A 14,382-nucleotide genomic window follows, 5' to 3' on the forward strand; every position below is an offset into this window, starting at 1 on the left:
CTGTGCGACAAGTGGAGTTGTGATGCCCGTCCGTAAAGTTTCGACTCCCCTGCTGGCACTTCCTAGGGGTTTCAAACGCCTCATGGCAGCAGGTATCGATTGTGCATTATGCGCACTCACGGTGTGGATTGCCTTTTACCTCAGGCTTGGACATTTCGTCTCATTGAGTGGGCGGCCAAGCGTCGCTGTTGCGCTATCAGTGGTTCTTGCGTTGCCTGCCTTTTACGTGGCGGGGCTCTATCGCGTAGCTTTTCGCCGGGCGAGCATGGACATCATTCCGGCAGTGGCAGTGGCATGCATGGCTTACGCACTGTGCTACGTTACAATCATTGCTGCGTATGCGTTCGACAACGTGCCGCGCACCGTCGGCATCATACAGCCAATTCTGCTGTTTCTAACCGTGTGTTCAGTGCGCATCGCAGTGGGCTATGTATTAGGCGGGCAGATGGCAACGCGGATCGAGACGCGACCACGTGGGCGCGTGCTCGTTTATGGCGCCGGATCGTCGGGTCGGCAACTCGCCGCAGCAATAGGTACTAGCCGAGAGTTCAGCGTGATTGGTTTCTTGGATGACGATCGTTCGCTTCAAGGGACGCGGGTCAACGGGCTTCCGGTGTATAGGCCTGACCGTCTGCCTGACCTGATCGAGCGCAAGAAGGCGACGGACGTACTGCTGGCGTTGCCGTCCGCCCCGCGCCAGCGTCGCCATCAGATCATCCAGGGATTGCGCGGGCTGCCCGTGGTGGTGCGGACCCTTCCAGGACTGATGGACCTCGCACATGGCCGCGTCCAGGCAAGCGATTTACGTGAACTGACCATTGAGGATTTACTCAGCCGGGACCCGGTCGAGCCTGAAGCTGATACCGTTCGCGGCAAGATTGCAGGACGCACGGTGCTGGTGACCGGCGGAGGTGGATCGATCGGCAGCGAACTCTGTCGGCAGATTTTAGCGGCGGAACCGGCAAGGATCCTTTTGTTAGAGGCCAGTGAGTTCGCGCTCTACGCGATTCATCGCGATCTAACCGGGATATCGGATATCGAAATTGTGCCGTTGCTCGGATCGGTGACCGACGGGCGGCGGGTGTCAGAAATCCTGCGCGCGTGGTCGCCTGATATGATATTCCACGCCGCTGCCTACAAACATGTGCCGCTGGTCGAGCATAATCCGCTGGAAGGTTTGCGCAACAATGTCATCGGCACCTTGCGTGTGGCAGAACTAGCGGTGCGCCTTGGAGTTAAAGATTTCGTTCTGATCAGCACTGATAAGGCAGTCCGGCCTACCAACGTTATGGGCGCGACTAAGCGTTTGGCCGAGCTTGTCCTTCAAGGGCTGGCCGCGGAAGGGGGGGGCACCTGCTTCTCGATGGTGCGCTTTGGCAACGTGCTGGGTTCCAGCGGGTCAGTAGTACCGCTGTTTCGCGAACAAATTCGGCAGGGCGGCCCGATCACCATCACGCATGCCGACATCACCCGCTATTTTATGACCATACCGGAAGCCGCCCAGCTAGTGGTGCAGGCAAGTGCGATGGCGGGAGGCGGCGAAGTCTTCGTTCTCGACATGGGTGAGCCGGTTCGGATTGTTGATTTAGCCCGCAACATGATTGAGCTGTGCGGCCTAACCGTCAGGTCACACGATAATCCTGACGGTGATATTGAGATCGCGATTGTCGGAATGCGTCCAGGCGAGAAGCTGTATGAAGAACTGCTAATCGGCAACGATCCCAGGGCTACAACACATCCGCGCATTATGATGGCAAACGAGCACCATCTGCCGTGGGATCAGCTGCGTAAGGGTTTGGATTATATGGAAACACTCATTGATGCGGGGCAGGTAGCGCCAGCGCGTTCGCTGCTTTCCGAACTAGTCGCCGAGTTTCGACCCGCCAGCAAGATCGTCGACTGGGTCGAGATGCGTCATTCAACCATGGCGAAGGAGTTAGCGGGCACAGCGCAGAATACAATCGATCGCTCTTCATACACCGTAGCCCACTGAACGGCACCGACGTATCACGGGCGGGTGACGGCGCGATAAAGGTTTCGTCTACGTCCAGGATCGCATAGGCATCGGACGCATGCGTACTCACAATCGTCTCGTCCAGCGGTTTCGGCCAAGTCTGTCCCTGATCCTGCTGGTCGCCTTATTAATCGTCCTCTGGATTGCCGGTGGTGCTTCGCGAGCGGATGCGCTTGGACAGACGGTGGTGAGGGCCAGCGCTTGGCTACTGATAATTGTCGTCATCCTGTTTGGCGAGCGTCCGGCGGTTGGTACCGCGCGCCCTGTGGCCCTGATCCTGCTGGCGGCTACGGCGCTAGTGCTACTGCAGTTGGTACCACTCCCGCCTGACGTGTGGCAGTCATTGCCGGGACGCCGGGTGCTTGCTGAAGCCGCTACAGCCAGCGGGCAGGCGCAGCCTTGGCGACCGTGGTCGATTGTCCCGGGCGCCACGCTCAATGCGCTATCGTCGCTGATCGTGCCGACGGCGGTGCTTGTCTTTGTTGCCGGGTTAAGAGCATCGGAGCGAGCGTTGCTCCTCCCCCTAATTCTATGCCTGGCAGCGGCGTCTACGATAGTCGGATTGCTGCAATTTTCTGGCGTTGCTCTAGATAATCCCTTGATTAACGAGAGTGCGGCGCAAGTGAGCGGCAACTTTGCAAATCGTAACCATTTTGCCGTCTTCCTGGCGTTCGGCTGCCTAGTAGCGCCCATTTGGGCGACGTTAAACGGGCGTCGGCCGGGATGGCGGGGACCTGCGGCGTTTGGTCTGGTACTTCTATTCGTGCTAACGATTCTGGCTAGCGGGTCACGTGCGGGCTTGGTGCTAGGACTCCTTTCTTTGGTTTTAGGACCGGTAATAGCGCAACGCGGTATCCGTAATGCTCTCAGCGAGTATCCACGCTGGGCATTTCCGGCACTGATCGCCGGCGTCGTAAGCGGCATCGCGATTTTAGTTCTTGTTAGCGTCGCGGCGGATCGAGCGGTTTCCATTGACCGGCTGTTCTGGGCCGACGAGGGCCAAGACATGCGCAGCCGTGGTCTTCCAACCGTACTGGCGATGATCAGAAACTACTTCCCGGCAGGGTCTGGTTTTGGCGGCTTTGATCCAATATTCCGGATACATGAGCCTTTCAACCTCCTGAAGCCCACCTATTTCAACCATGCCCATAACGACCTGCTGGAAATTGTGCTCGACGCCGGACTTCCTGGGCTTCTTTTGTTGAGCGTAGGGCTGCTGTGGTGGCTGTGGGCTAGCGCGCGTGCTTGGCAAGCAGGAGCAAGCATGCAACTTGCGCTTCCCAAGCTGGGTTCAGCGATGTTGCTTTTGATCCTTGTCGCCAGCGCCTTTGATTATCCCGCTCGGACCCCGATTATGATGGCGATGGGAATTATCGCTGCGATGTGGCTGAGCAGCGGAAAGCCGCTTCGCAGCGAGCACGGCTTTACCAACGAAACACCCGCACCTATAGCCGAGGCCTCCTCTCGTTATTCTGGAAACGCTTCGGTGCATGCGTAAGATCTGTATCGCCTTGTTCGTCGCAACCGCACTTGCGGGTTGTGGAGGCAAAATTCCGCTCCAATCCACTGAACGCCTTACGGTCGTGCAGGACAGCAAGGCGCTGCCCGCGCCAAACCGCACCGATCTTACTGCTGCCGACCGCCCGGCATTGATCGGGCCGCTCGACACGATTCAGGTCGATGTATTCAACATACCAGACTTTAGCCGCGAGATGCAGGTCGACGCTAGCGGACGCATTTCAATGCCGCTCGCCGGTACAATCGATGCCCGTGGCAAAACCGCCTCAGAGCTGGCGGACGCGATCGAGGCCGCGCTGCGCGCGCACTACGTCAGAAATCCTGAGGTCACCATAAACATTAAGAGTTCAGTGAGCCAAGTGGTGACGATCGATGGTCAGGTTGGCGAGCCAGGTCTGTATCCGGTCACCAATCAAATGACGCTGATGCGAGCTATCGCTTCAGCGCGCGGCCTTGCTGAATTTGCCAGCGGGGACGATGTTGTGATCCTGCGTACGGTCAATAACCAGAAGATGGCGGGATTGTACAATTACGCCGCGATCCGGCGGGGACTCTACGACGATCCCCCCATCTACGCAAACGACGTCATCATCGTTGGCGACTCGCCGCAGAGGCGCCTATTCCGTGACTTCGTGGCGCTCTCCCCGCTACTTGCGGCCCCACTCATCGCGATCCTGCAGTAAGGTCCGTCTCGTCATGAACTTGGTTCCCCCCAATCTGCGAGGCGGCTTGGGCACTCCGAATCCCCTGCTGATTGATCAGCGTGTGGTAGAGGCTGATCGCCTGCCGCTCATTCGCCAATATCTGCGCGTTGCCTTGCGCTGGCGCTATGTTATTCTCGGTGCGATCGCGTCATGCGTGCTGCTTGGCCTTATTGTTACGTTGTTGATGACGCCCAAATACACAGCCGTCACAACGGTTGAGATTTCTCGCGAGTCTGACAACGTCACCAACTTTCGCGGTGTCGGACAGGAATCAGGTAGCGCAGACCAGGAGTTTTATCAGACTCAGTACGGTCTCCTGGATTCGCGAGCGCTGTCTGAGCGCGTAGCGATGCAGTTGAGGTTGGTCGACGATCAAACATTTTTCGAGCGTTTTGGCGTGTCCGCTAAAGATCCAGCATTTCAACTCGTTAACGGCCGCTATCCTGCTTCGGGTAGGGCGGCTCGGCAACGTGTGGCAGGGGAGGTTTTGCGCGCTAACCTTGACGTTGCCCCGACCCGATTGTCGCGTCTGGTGGACATCAAGTTTACCAGTCCCGATCCCGCCTTTTCAGCGCAGGTGGCCAACGCCTGGGCCGACAATTTCATCCAGACCAACTTAGAGCGCAAAATCCAGGCGACTTCTTACGGCCGTAACCTGCTGCAGCGTCAGCTAGCACAGTTCAAGGGAAAGCTGGATGAGAGCCAGCGACAATTGGTCGGCTATGCATCTGCTCAGCGAATTATTAATCTGCCGTCTCAGTCGGGTGACGGCAAGACCACGACCGAGCGATCAATTGTTGCTGACGATCTTGCCGCACTCAACGCAGCGCTGACTCAGGCAACCGCCGATCGTATTCAGGTCGAGGCACGTTATCGGCAGGCTGGTGCTGCCGGCGCATCGACCGAGGCATTACGCAATCCAGCTATCAACAACCTACGCCAGCGGCGTGCGGAACTTGCCGGCGATTATAGCAAAGTGCTGACGCAATTCGAACCGGAATACCCTGCCGCTAAGGCAATCAAATCACAACTTGATCAGCTTGACCGCTCAATTTCGCGCGAGGAAGGTCGGGTGTCCGGCTCCCTGCAGGCTGACTATCGCGAAGCCCAAGAGCGCGAGAGCGCGCTGAAGAGTCGAGTTGACCAGCTCAAGGACAGTTACCTTGACCTGCGCCGCCGGAGCATCCAGTATAATATCTTCCAGCAAGAGGTAGACACTAACCGTGCACTCTACGATGGTTTGCTTCAGCGCTTTAAGGAGATCGGTGTCGCCGGCGGGGTGGGCATCAACAACGTTGCCGTCGTCGATCCTGCGGACGTACCACAAGGACCGTCCAGCCCACGATTGCTGATTAACCTAGCACTGTCGCTGTTAGCAGGTCTGGCTATAGGCGCCCTCGCTGCTTTCGCGCTGGAGCAGATCGACGAAGCGATCGCCGACCCGGCGGAGGTCGAGCGCAGACTGGGGCTGCCGTTGCTCGGTTCAGTGCCGAAGATCATGAGTGGAACGCCTAAGGAGGCGCTGCTTGATCGCAAGTCAGAGCTTTTTGATGCCTATTTGGCAGTGCAGACGAACCTTGCCTTCACGACCGAACACGGGGTGCCGCGATCATTCGCGGTCACATCGACACGACCGGCAGAAGGAAAGTCAACAACTGCCTTGGCCCTGGCGACAACGCTTGCACGCGCGCACCGCAAGGTCATCCTTGTCGACGGCGATATGCGTTCGCCTTCTATTCATCACCTGGGAGGCGTCTCTCACGATCACGGCCTTAGCAACTTCCTGTCTGGCCAAGACGATATCGATGCGTTGGTTTTTCAGATGATCGATCTTGGCTTTACTGCCATGACCGCAGGGCCGATCCCGCCCAACGCGGCGGAACTTCTGACCGGTCATCGCCTGTCGCTTTTGATTGAGCGTCTGTTAGAAACCTATGACCATGTCGTAGTGGATTCACCGCCAGTAATGGGTCTTGCCGACGCGCCGCTGATCGCAAGCCGGGTTGAGGGCGTGATATATGCGGTGGAATCTCACGGCATCCGGTCGAGTTTGGTTAAAACCGCTCTGCGGCGGCTCTCCAGCGCGAACGCTCGGGTCATTGGTGGCGTCCTCACCAAGTTCGAAGCGCGCAAGTCGCATTATGGTTACGGCTATGAATACGGTTACGGTTATGGTAGACAAGATAGCGGAGCCAAGGACCCGATTTCCTAATGCCGAGGCAAACGGGTTTGCCGCGGCGCTCTGCGAAAGAGTGGATCGTACGAGCGCTGCTGGCGGTCTTGGCAGCGATAACTTGCTATGTCGAAGTCACGCGAACAATCGCCTATACGCTGCGCAAGGGAAACATCGAAATAGCTCATGCCCTGTCACCAGGTGACGGTCGCATCACTGGGCTGCTGGCCCAAACGCTCATCGAAAATAACACGACGTTTGCTGGTCAAGGGCGAGTAAAGCAATTAGCTCGATCTGCCTTAAGGCAGGATCCAACTGTCGTGGCTGCAGTCTTTTCTCTCGGGTTGATCGCGCAGGTGCGAGGCGATACTAAACATTCCCGTCGGTTATTCACGTACGCCGAGACTTTGTCGCGACGGGATGTCAAGACACAACTCTGGGCAATTGAAGACGCAGTCGGCCGCGGCGAGGTGGACGATGCACTGTTGCATTACGACATCGCGCTGCGGACATCGAGTACCGCGGCCGATTTGCTGTTTCCTGTTCTAGCGGCGGCGATCTACGACCCAGCGATTCGCAAATCGCTAACCAGAACGCTTGTCAAGAAACCTGCATGGCGTGACGCCTTCATTATTTATGCCGCGGTAAAGGGGCCGGATGCTCGTGCGACTTCACGCCTGCTAATCGACCTGCGACATGCAGGTGTTCCTATATCGGGTGTGGCAAGCGGCGAAATCATGAATCTTTTGATCTTTGGCGGCTTTGTTGACGACGCTTGGGCTTATTATTCGACAGTCCATCCAGGCGCTGATCGGCGCCGATCACGTGATCCGAGGTTTGCCGATGGCGGTGTAAGCACGTCACCGTTTGACTGGATTCCGATCAACGATGCTGGCATCAGTTCCTCGATCCAGCGGGGTGAGAATGGTGGTATTTTCGACTTCTCGGTTCCGGCTAGTGTTGGTGGCCCAATGCTCCAGCAGCGGCAAATCCTTCCTCCTGGCGAATATAGGCTCGACGGCCATGCCAGTGGGATTGATCAGTCGGAGGAAGCGCAGCCATATTGGGTACTGGCCTGTTCGAGCGATCATGAACTTGGTCGTATTGCGCTGTCGAATTCTACTCAAAGTCATGGGAAATTCATGGGGAGCTTCCGTGTGCCTGCAGGATGCCCAGTGCAGACTTTGACGCTCGTTGCGAGACCGTCCTATAAAGTGTCTGGCATCAGTGGGCAGATCGATCGGGTTCAGCTATATCCGGTTCGATAACCGTATCGAGGAAGGAGCTAGTCAATGCTAAACGGGGCGTATCGAAGTAAACGCCATGTGACGCTGATTGCCGCGCTGGTCGCCGGTGCATCTCCAACCGCGGCCCAGCAAATCCAAGGCGGTCGAGTTGCGGATTCCGCGGTAGGTAAAGTTGGGCAACGGCAGACCCGCGACGCGGCGGCATCCATCGTCGTTCCGACCGGACGTATCGACGGTCGTATTCCAAGTCGTATTCAGTCACGTATCCGCAACCGGATCGACCGCTTCTACAGCCCGCAGGCCAATGCGGCATCGCCGTTTACGTTCGCACAGGATCAAGCCCGCGTGGCAGGACACTTCACGCCGAAGTGACACATCCGTAGGCAGTGCATATTAGGCCCTTCAACCTGGCGGGCCTTAGCTATGCGTATTGTATGAACTCATGAGCGCCCACTGGACTGGCGAAACGAGTGCTACGCGGCTTGGTGATCGTTTTCGGTTGCTGCGCACCGCCCTTCCAATCTCACGGTAATAGGTCGTAAGGCCGTACATATTTCCCGAGCTTACTTACCAATGGTATGATTGCAGGAGCACATTTCCTGCAGACGGGAACACTCAAAAAAACGAGAATGGCCATTATGCTGCCAGATCGCGAAAGGCAGGCACGCCCGAGCCTAGCCTAGCGTCGCTCGCCAAGCTAAGGACCCTCGGTGGAGTTTGACGATGAGTGCATACAGCGAAGACTTGTTACACGGTGCGCCAGAGATCAGTGGTGGCTCCATTGGGCGCCTCATCGCATTGATCAGTTGTATAGCAATCTTCATTTTGACAGCATTCTTCGGCGTTCGCGGTGGCTACAGCGTCCTGGCGATAATAACCTTCTGCGTCATGCTGATACTATGGCGGCATTCGCAACAAAGCTTGGGAATCGTCCTAATATTCTCCGCGATGACGCTATACGTAGTGCCGTTCGTCTCCCTCATATACGTCGATCTGCCGGTCACGCTTGCTGTTTTTGCTTTATTCTCAATGACAGCGTACGTTATGGTCAATGTTGGACAGAGTGTCGAGCGACATTCTCCGCCATTCGATCCAAGTTATAGCAGTGAGCGAAACCTGCTAATTATGGTCGCACTCTTGGTGCTAGGTTTAGTTGCCACGCCTTTTGTTGGAGACTTTGGCCAACCCCTTTTCACCGGGTTTGCGGCGGTAGCACTTGTTCATTTGGAACGGGCGCACTGGGGGCAGGGAAGCAAAATAACACGATGGGTCTGTTTGGTAATATATGCCGTTGCCATCTGCATCTATGCGGCGCTTTTCTGGGACGGCTTCGGGCGAATCGTGATTATTTCTCTTCTGTTGCTGCCTATCATTGTTTCCGTGCGGTACAGGTTGTTCCACCTAAGCCCCCTAGTATTGGCGGGGGCTGGAGGAGCTATGGTATTTATCGGACGAGTGCTGAGATTCGGGTTTAGTGAGGGAATTGCCGGTATCTCTGAAGACTCCGGTGCGACACACATAATTCTTTCCAGTGAACTATTAGCGAACCACGCCCGCAATACTAGTGGAACTACCCTGCTTCAGCAGTTCGAGCTATTTTTCTTAAACTGGGCGCCTCGCAGTATCTGGCCGGGTAAGCCAATTAATATCAACAGTCTTTTTGTAGATAGCTATCTTGGTCGCGCCGGATATTCTGAAGAGCACTCTACTGCGCTGGGCTTTTTTGGTGAGCAAATCTACCTTGCACCGGCCTTCTGGCTTTTGACCGTGCCGATTGCCATAGCTATGGCATTGGCCGTGCGGGCATTAATAGGGCGACTGGCTCAGCCCTACTACTCATCTGTCGTGATATACGATGTGTGGCTAGTAACACTGTTTTGGGGTGGGATGGCCTCATTTGCCGCCCGGGCTTGGTTTACGGTTATTCCTTTGGTTATTTATGTTATTTTTCTAAAATACCGCGAGGCCTTGCCGAGGTCCGAGTAAAAGGCAGTACTCTGCCGAAACCCAGTACGGCGCCGTTAGTATGAATAAACACCTTAAAGTTGAAGCATTACTCTTGACAATAGCGAGCTGTTTCAGACTCTGGTCTTTTATAACGCCGTCAGGCTATAACTAGTCCTTATGCTAGAGAGCAGGACAATATAAGTTCGATAGGCTGGTTCCGCAGCGTCACGATTGACCTGACGTAACCTACTATTCATCCTGTCAGCCTGATCAGCCCGTCAGAACCACGTCTGTGCGATGCATCTCGATCGAGTATCTCCGTGACGGTCTTGTCGCTGCGCGAGGCGGTCGGCGATACACCATTTTTTTCAGTAACGAGCAGTGGGCGTTGAATGATCCACATGAAAGGCTAGGCACGGAACTCGGATGCTCACGAGGGATTGCCGTCAATGTCAGAAGAACCGACGACCAGGCGCCACGTTCTAGGTTTATTGGCTACCTCTACAATCACGACCACACTTGCAGCTGACGCGCAGGGGGGGGGAGGATCTTCAACTGTCGAGTCCGGCGCCGGCGGGTCAGGGCATATCAAGTCCAATCTTGCGGCGTATCGCCTACAGTCTGATGGGCGCGACTGGCAGCCAACCTTGAGCAGAGCCTTCGATGCACTCTCGTCTACCCGGACCGCTTACCCGGGCTATCCACGGTGGGGTGTCGGCATATTGCACGCTGAGAGGGGGGTTTTGCCAATCGACCGCCCGTTCCGATTCTCGGAAAGCCAAGTCGGCTTTGGAATAGTGGGGGCGGGCCGGTTCGCAACAGTATTTACCAAAAGAGTCAATACAGGGGAAGCATTCCTACTGAACCCGTCCAGTTACTGTCACTTCTCTGACTTTACGATAGTAAACGAAACGCCCACAGACGATTCTAAAAGAGATGACGCCGCGTTTAATATACTCGGTACCAACGGTGGTCATATGACCATGTTCTCTCGTATTGTATTTGGCGGCTTTTCATTTGGTATAGTAATCTCTGGTGAAACAAATGGCGACTTCACACATGTCGTAAGCTGTGAATTTGGAACTAACGTAGGCTATAGCAATAAAAGCAATAAGAATGCGGTAAGTGCTGGCTTTGATGGCTGCTCGTTCGGGTGCGCTGGTTCGGCCTTTCTTTTAGGCGGCAGTGGTGAAGTTACAATGAGGGGCGGAGGCGCGAACCTTCATAGGTCTTTGGTCGAATATGCTGAGGGGGCTGGGATTAATGGGGTCTACCCACAGTCGGTTGCGATTGATCACGTTAAACTAGAATACAGCGGCACGAGAACAAGCGGAGCCGAAAGGCTTCTGATCGACGGCAGACAATGCGCCCTTTCCCCAGATCAGGGCGGGGCCGACACCGTAACTATCCTCCGCGATACGACTTTGGTACTAGGCGATAATCCGCCAGGCCCCCCTGTGGGGCCTGCATACGATGATCATACGATTATCGATTTAGCCGGGGGGCGGCATCGCGTTCATGCGTGGGGTGGCTATTTGCGCGGTACAATCCGCTATTCGTCCAACTTCCTAGAAAATCAGGCACGATGGCTGTTTGGCCGGATGCGGGGCGCTCCTAAGCCTTCGCGGCTCCAGCTCGTAGGGGCGGGTACGCACCCGTTGATGGAATGGTGGGGAAATGAGGGGGTTGCTGATCAGTACCGCGGCGGCCAGTCAGGCTTACGATCGATCAGGACCGGCACAGCATTGTTGTGGCGGCACACCAGTAATTGCATCGTCAACACCGGAGTCGCGGCAACGCCGTTTCGGCAGGCTGACGGCAGTTTGCGGTATGGAAGTGATTTTACAATTGATCTTGCAGAATTGGCTCTTCCTCCTCTTATTACCATCGAGGGCCTAGCACTATACATCAAGAGCAACGATTCGAACTCGTCTACAAAAATAGAGTGGTTTTACGACGCTGCATTCTCTGTAATACACGACGCCGCACTTGTGGATGGACAGGCCCGTGGGAAAATACCATTAAGCAAACAAGAGTTAACATTACGTGACGGAAAGCTACGACTAAGAATAACCAAACAGGCCAAGGGTGACAATGGCACTATTGGCGCTGTTGTAATATACTACTTTCCGTATCTTGAATAATCTGACCTCCAGGTGATAAGAACCAGATCATGCATTGCGAGATGTTTAAAGGGTATTTGGAAGGGGCGGCTGGCGGGTTATAATCTGTTCAGAACAAAGATGGCGGCGAGTCGCTTCGCCGCGCTTGCGTCGTGCTGATTTCCTCCTTTCTTTTCGCATACTCTATATGCACACGGTTGAGATAACGGAATAAGGATACCAGCCGGAACTCGTGCGGGGGTCAGTTCCGAGCAAGTAATACATAAGCTGGCTGACTTATAGGCGGTGGGGTAGGTAAGGAGCTGCTCTGCATGGCGTGGGTCGGGTTTTCGTAAATCATAGCAAAAATGATATAACATTTGACTCAAACCCTATAATTTAAACGAGAGATATAAAGAGACTAATGCACTGCTTTCTATATAGCCGAGAGAACCCATAGTCTTGCTAGAGTGCACGGTAAGCCAACGTATAACGGCATGATAGCGTGCAGACCGTTGAATTATCCAAGTCCTGGTCTAAGCCACACATGCATAGCGCGACTGTTATATGTGATCCTACATGGATCACACGATACAATACCATGTATGGATCTAGCCATTTAGCCCGTTGTCTATTTGGGTCAGTGGGATTACTTAAACTAAGAATGATCGAAAACCGAAGCTATTGGGGGGTGTGTCCGATAAGTGTCATTCTCGGACACAGGGGTGGCGCGCTGAAACCGAGCGTGGCACACGCTCTTATATGGTCGCTTCACACACCTCCGAGCCGATGCCGCTCGATCCGGACCTCGCACAGTCGCCAACCGCGCTCATCACCGTGAATTCCGATCAACCGATGTTGCCGGCGATCCTTCAGGAAAAGATCGAGCGCGCGGCCGCCTACGCCAAAGCGGCCCGCTCAATCGCCACGCGCCGCGCGTATGCGTCTGATTGGGCGATCTTCACGGCATGGTGCGCGCAACACGGCCTAGTGTCGCTGCCAGCAACGCCCGACATCGTCGCGGTCTTTGCCAGCGACCAGGCAACCGCCGGGCTCAATCCGTCGACGATCAACCGGCGTGTTGCGGCGATCGGGCATCATCATCGCGCCGGCGGGCATCCGGCGCCAACTGCGATGCCGACCGCGGGACGTCTGGCCGAAGTGCTCGCCGGCATCCGCATGGAACACGGCGGTGCCAAACACCAGAAACGTCCCGCCGATGCGGCCGCGCTACGCAATATGCTGGCCGCGATTGAAGGCGAAGGTTTGAGGGCGCTGCGCGATCGCGCCATCCTCTCGATCGGCATGGCCGCGGCCTTGCGGCGCTCTGAAATCGTTGCGCTTCAGGTCGAGCATATCGGGATCGTACCCGAAGGGTTGAGGGTAACCATTGCGCACTCGAAGACCGATCAGACGCGTCAAGGTATCGTTATTGCCATCCCTGAGGGGTCGCGTATTCGGCCAAAAGCGCTTCTTCTTGCCTGGATGGCTGCGGCGGGACATGCCAAGGGACCGCTTTTCCGCCGATTGTCGCGGCTCGACGCTTTGACCGCTACCGCTATGTCCGACCGTGCGATCGCCCGCTTGGTCCAGCATCATGCAGCCGCTGCCGGCTATGATCCGACACAATTCGCGGGGCATTCTTTACGCGCGGGGTTTCTCACCGAGGGCGCGTCGCAAGGCGCGACGATCTTTAAGCTTCAGGAAGTCAGCCGTCATAAGTCGGTGCAAGTGCTGGCCGACTATGTTCGCAATGCGGAGTTATTCAAAGATCATGCGGGCCAACGCTTTTTGTAAGAGACTGACTATACACGTATTATATCATCAAGGCGATGGCCGCCCTTTTAGTTGCAGCTTCCACGCGCAACCTGTCCTTATCATCGACATGTCGACCGTGAGACATATCGACAAATAGACATGTCGACACGTTGCGTGACGGCGATATTAGACCGGTTTGTCGGCAATTACAGGTGTGGGGAAATGCCTTCGCGGTGCCAAATATTGGAGGTTGGACGTTTAATCCTGGGATTGCTGCCATAAGCGGCGCCTTGGCGATGGGGCAGGAGGCCCCGGCGATCTAATGTTGCGATAGATGGTCGATTGACTGCATCAATGATCGATACACGGCCTGTTCGCATCATTGCCGCCGCGGCGATCGTATATGCCGTCCAGGCGGGCGCGCCGTAGGGACAAAGGTGTGATTTTCGGGGTGTCGGTAGAGCTCGCGCATCCGCCATACGTGTCGACGCGAGCGCGAACTCCGGTTGGGCGCCCTTACGAGGTTTGACTGGCGTTGATGACGGCTCACCAGTTTCAGTTGATGCAAGGGCCGTGGCTCTCGGCGTCGCGTGCGGTATGACGGCGAACGCCCTTGGTACCGCAGGGCGCGAGGGCGTGATTCCCGAACCCGCCTCGCCTTGCGTGCGGTGTTCGGAACTTGCGATCGCATAACGTTATCGGGACCCGTGCCCGTTGGGCCGGATGGCAGTATGGATGTGGTGGCCGATAGACCTGGTGCTGGTACGTCAAGCGGTGCCTGTTGCGCAGGTAGCGTATGTCCGACGATCCTTACGGGCCGCTGGACATGTTTCGAAGCTTGGCGGCTGTCGGGCTATGTCGCTCGGTTCTTGTCGTCGCGATCGCAATGAAGATCAGGGCCGTCGTAACCGCTGCAAAG

9 protein-coding genes are annotated in these 14,382 nt (G+C 55.9%); all 9 read left to right on the forward strand.

All coding sequences use genetic code 11. The features are described from left to right. Positions 1–82: 82 nt before the first annotated feature. The 9 genes from AC1MLZ_RS21915 to AC1MLZ_RS21955 all read left to right on the forward strand — a co-directional run bounded on the left by AC1MLZ_RS21915 (position 83) and on the right by AC1MLZ_RS21955 (position 13,502). Entirely contained in the window at positions 83–1,993 is a 1,911-nt protein-coding gene (locus AC1MLZ_RS21915; protein WP_480962067.1) for a polysaccharide biosynthesis protein, read from the forward strand. A 79-nt stretch (positions 1,994–2,072) separates the two neighbouring features. After that, a complete protein-coding gene (locus AC1MLZ_RS21920; RefSeq protein ID WP_480962068.1) occupies positions 2,073–3,512 on the forward strand; it encodes an O-antigen ligase family protein in 1,440 nt (479 codons plus the stop codon). Further along, positions 3,505–4,215 (forward strand): polysaccharide biosynthesis/export family protein, encoded by a 711-nt coding sequence (locus AC1MLZ_RS21925; RefSeq protein ID WP_480962069.1) that lies wholly within the window; start codon positions 3,505–3,507, stop codon positions 4,213–4,215. The genes AC1MLZ_RS21920 and AC1MLZ_RS21925 overlap by 8 nt, the downstream gene beginning before the upstream one ends. Positions 4,216–4,228: 13 nt before the next feature. Further along, positions 4,229–6,448, forward strand: coding sequence for a GumC family protein (locus tag AC1MLZ_RS21930; RefSeq protein ID WP_480962070.1), 2,220 nt, complete (start codon positions 4,229–4,231; stop codon positions 6,446–6,448). A 68-nt stretch (positions 6,449–6,516) separates the two neighbouring features. Next, positions 6,517–7,677: a hypothetical protein gene (locus AC1MLZ_RS21935; RefSeq protein ID WP_480962071.1), complete on the forward strand. Its 1,161-nt coding sequence runs from the start codon at positions 6,517–6,519 to the stop codon at positions 7,675–7,677. 24 nt (positions 7,678–7,701) lie between these two features. Further along, entirely contained in the window at positions 7,702–8,028 is a 327-nt protein-coding gene (locus tag AC1MLZ_RS21940; RefSeq protein ID WP_480962072.1) for a hypothetical protein, read from the forward strand. 351 nt (positions 8,029–8,379) lie between these two features. Beyond that, positions 8,380–9,642, forward strand: a complete 1,263-nt coding sequence (locus AC1MLZ_RS21945; protein WP_480962073.1) for a hypothetical protein — start codon at positions 8,380–8,382, stop codon at positions 9,640–9,642. Between the two features lie 938 nt (positions 9,643–10,580). Further along, positions 10,581–11,747 carry a hypothetical protein gene (locus AC1MLZ_RS21950; protein ID WP_480962074.1) on the forward strand — a complete coding sequence of 389 codons (1,167 nt, stop codon included), beginning with the start codon at positions 10,581–10,583 and terminating at the stop codon, positions 11,745–11,747. Between the two features lie 720 nt (positions 11,748–12,467). Next, the gene (locus tag AC1MLZ_RS21955; protein WP_480962075.1) at positions 12,468–13,502 is read left to right on the forward strand and encodes a site-specific integrase; all 1,035 of its coding nucleotides are present in this window, start codon (positions 12,468–12,470) and stop codon (positions 13,500–13,502) included. Positions 13,503–14,382: the final 880 nt, after the last annotated feature.

The organism is Sphingomonas sp. PEI4 (assembly GCF_056679955.1).

Excerpts from the sequence above, each read along its gene's own strand:
- AC1MLZ_RS21955 (WP_480962075.1), top strand. The coding sequence starts at position 12,468 with ATGGTCGCTTCACACACCTCCGAGCCGATGCCGCTCGATCCGGACCTC.
- AC1MLZ_RS21950 (WP_480962074.1), top strand. The coding sequence starts at position 10,581 with ATGACCATGTTCTCTCGTATTGTATTTGGCGGCTTTTCATTTGGTATA.
- AC1MLZ_RS21940 (WP_480962072.1), top strand. The coding sequence starts at position 7,702 with ATGCTAAACGGGGCGTATCGAAGTAAACGCCATGTGACGCTGATTGCC.
- AC1MLZ_RS21930 (WP_480962070.1), top strand. The coding sequence starts at position 4,229 with ATGAACTTGGTTCCCCCCAATCTGCGAGGCGGCTTGGGCACTCCGAAT.
- AC1MLZ_RS21915 (WP_480962067.1), top strand. The coding sequence starts at position 83 with ATGGCAGCAGGTATCGATTGTGCATTATGCGCACTCACGGTGTGGATT.
- AC1MLZ_RS21925 (WP_480962069.1), top strand. The coding sequence starts at position 3,505 with ATGCGTAAGATCTGTATCGCCTTGTTCGTCGCAACCGCACTTGCGGGT.
- AC1MLZ_RS21920 (WP_480962068.1), top strand. The coding sequence starts at position 2,073 with ATGCGTACTCACAATCGTCTCGTCCAGCGGTTTCGGCCAAGTCTGTCC.
- AC1MLZ_RS21945 (WP_480962073.1), top strand. The coding sequence starts at position 8,380 with ATGAGTGCATACAGCGAAGACTTGTTACACGGTGCGCCAGAGATCAGT.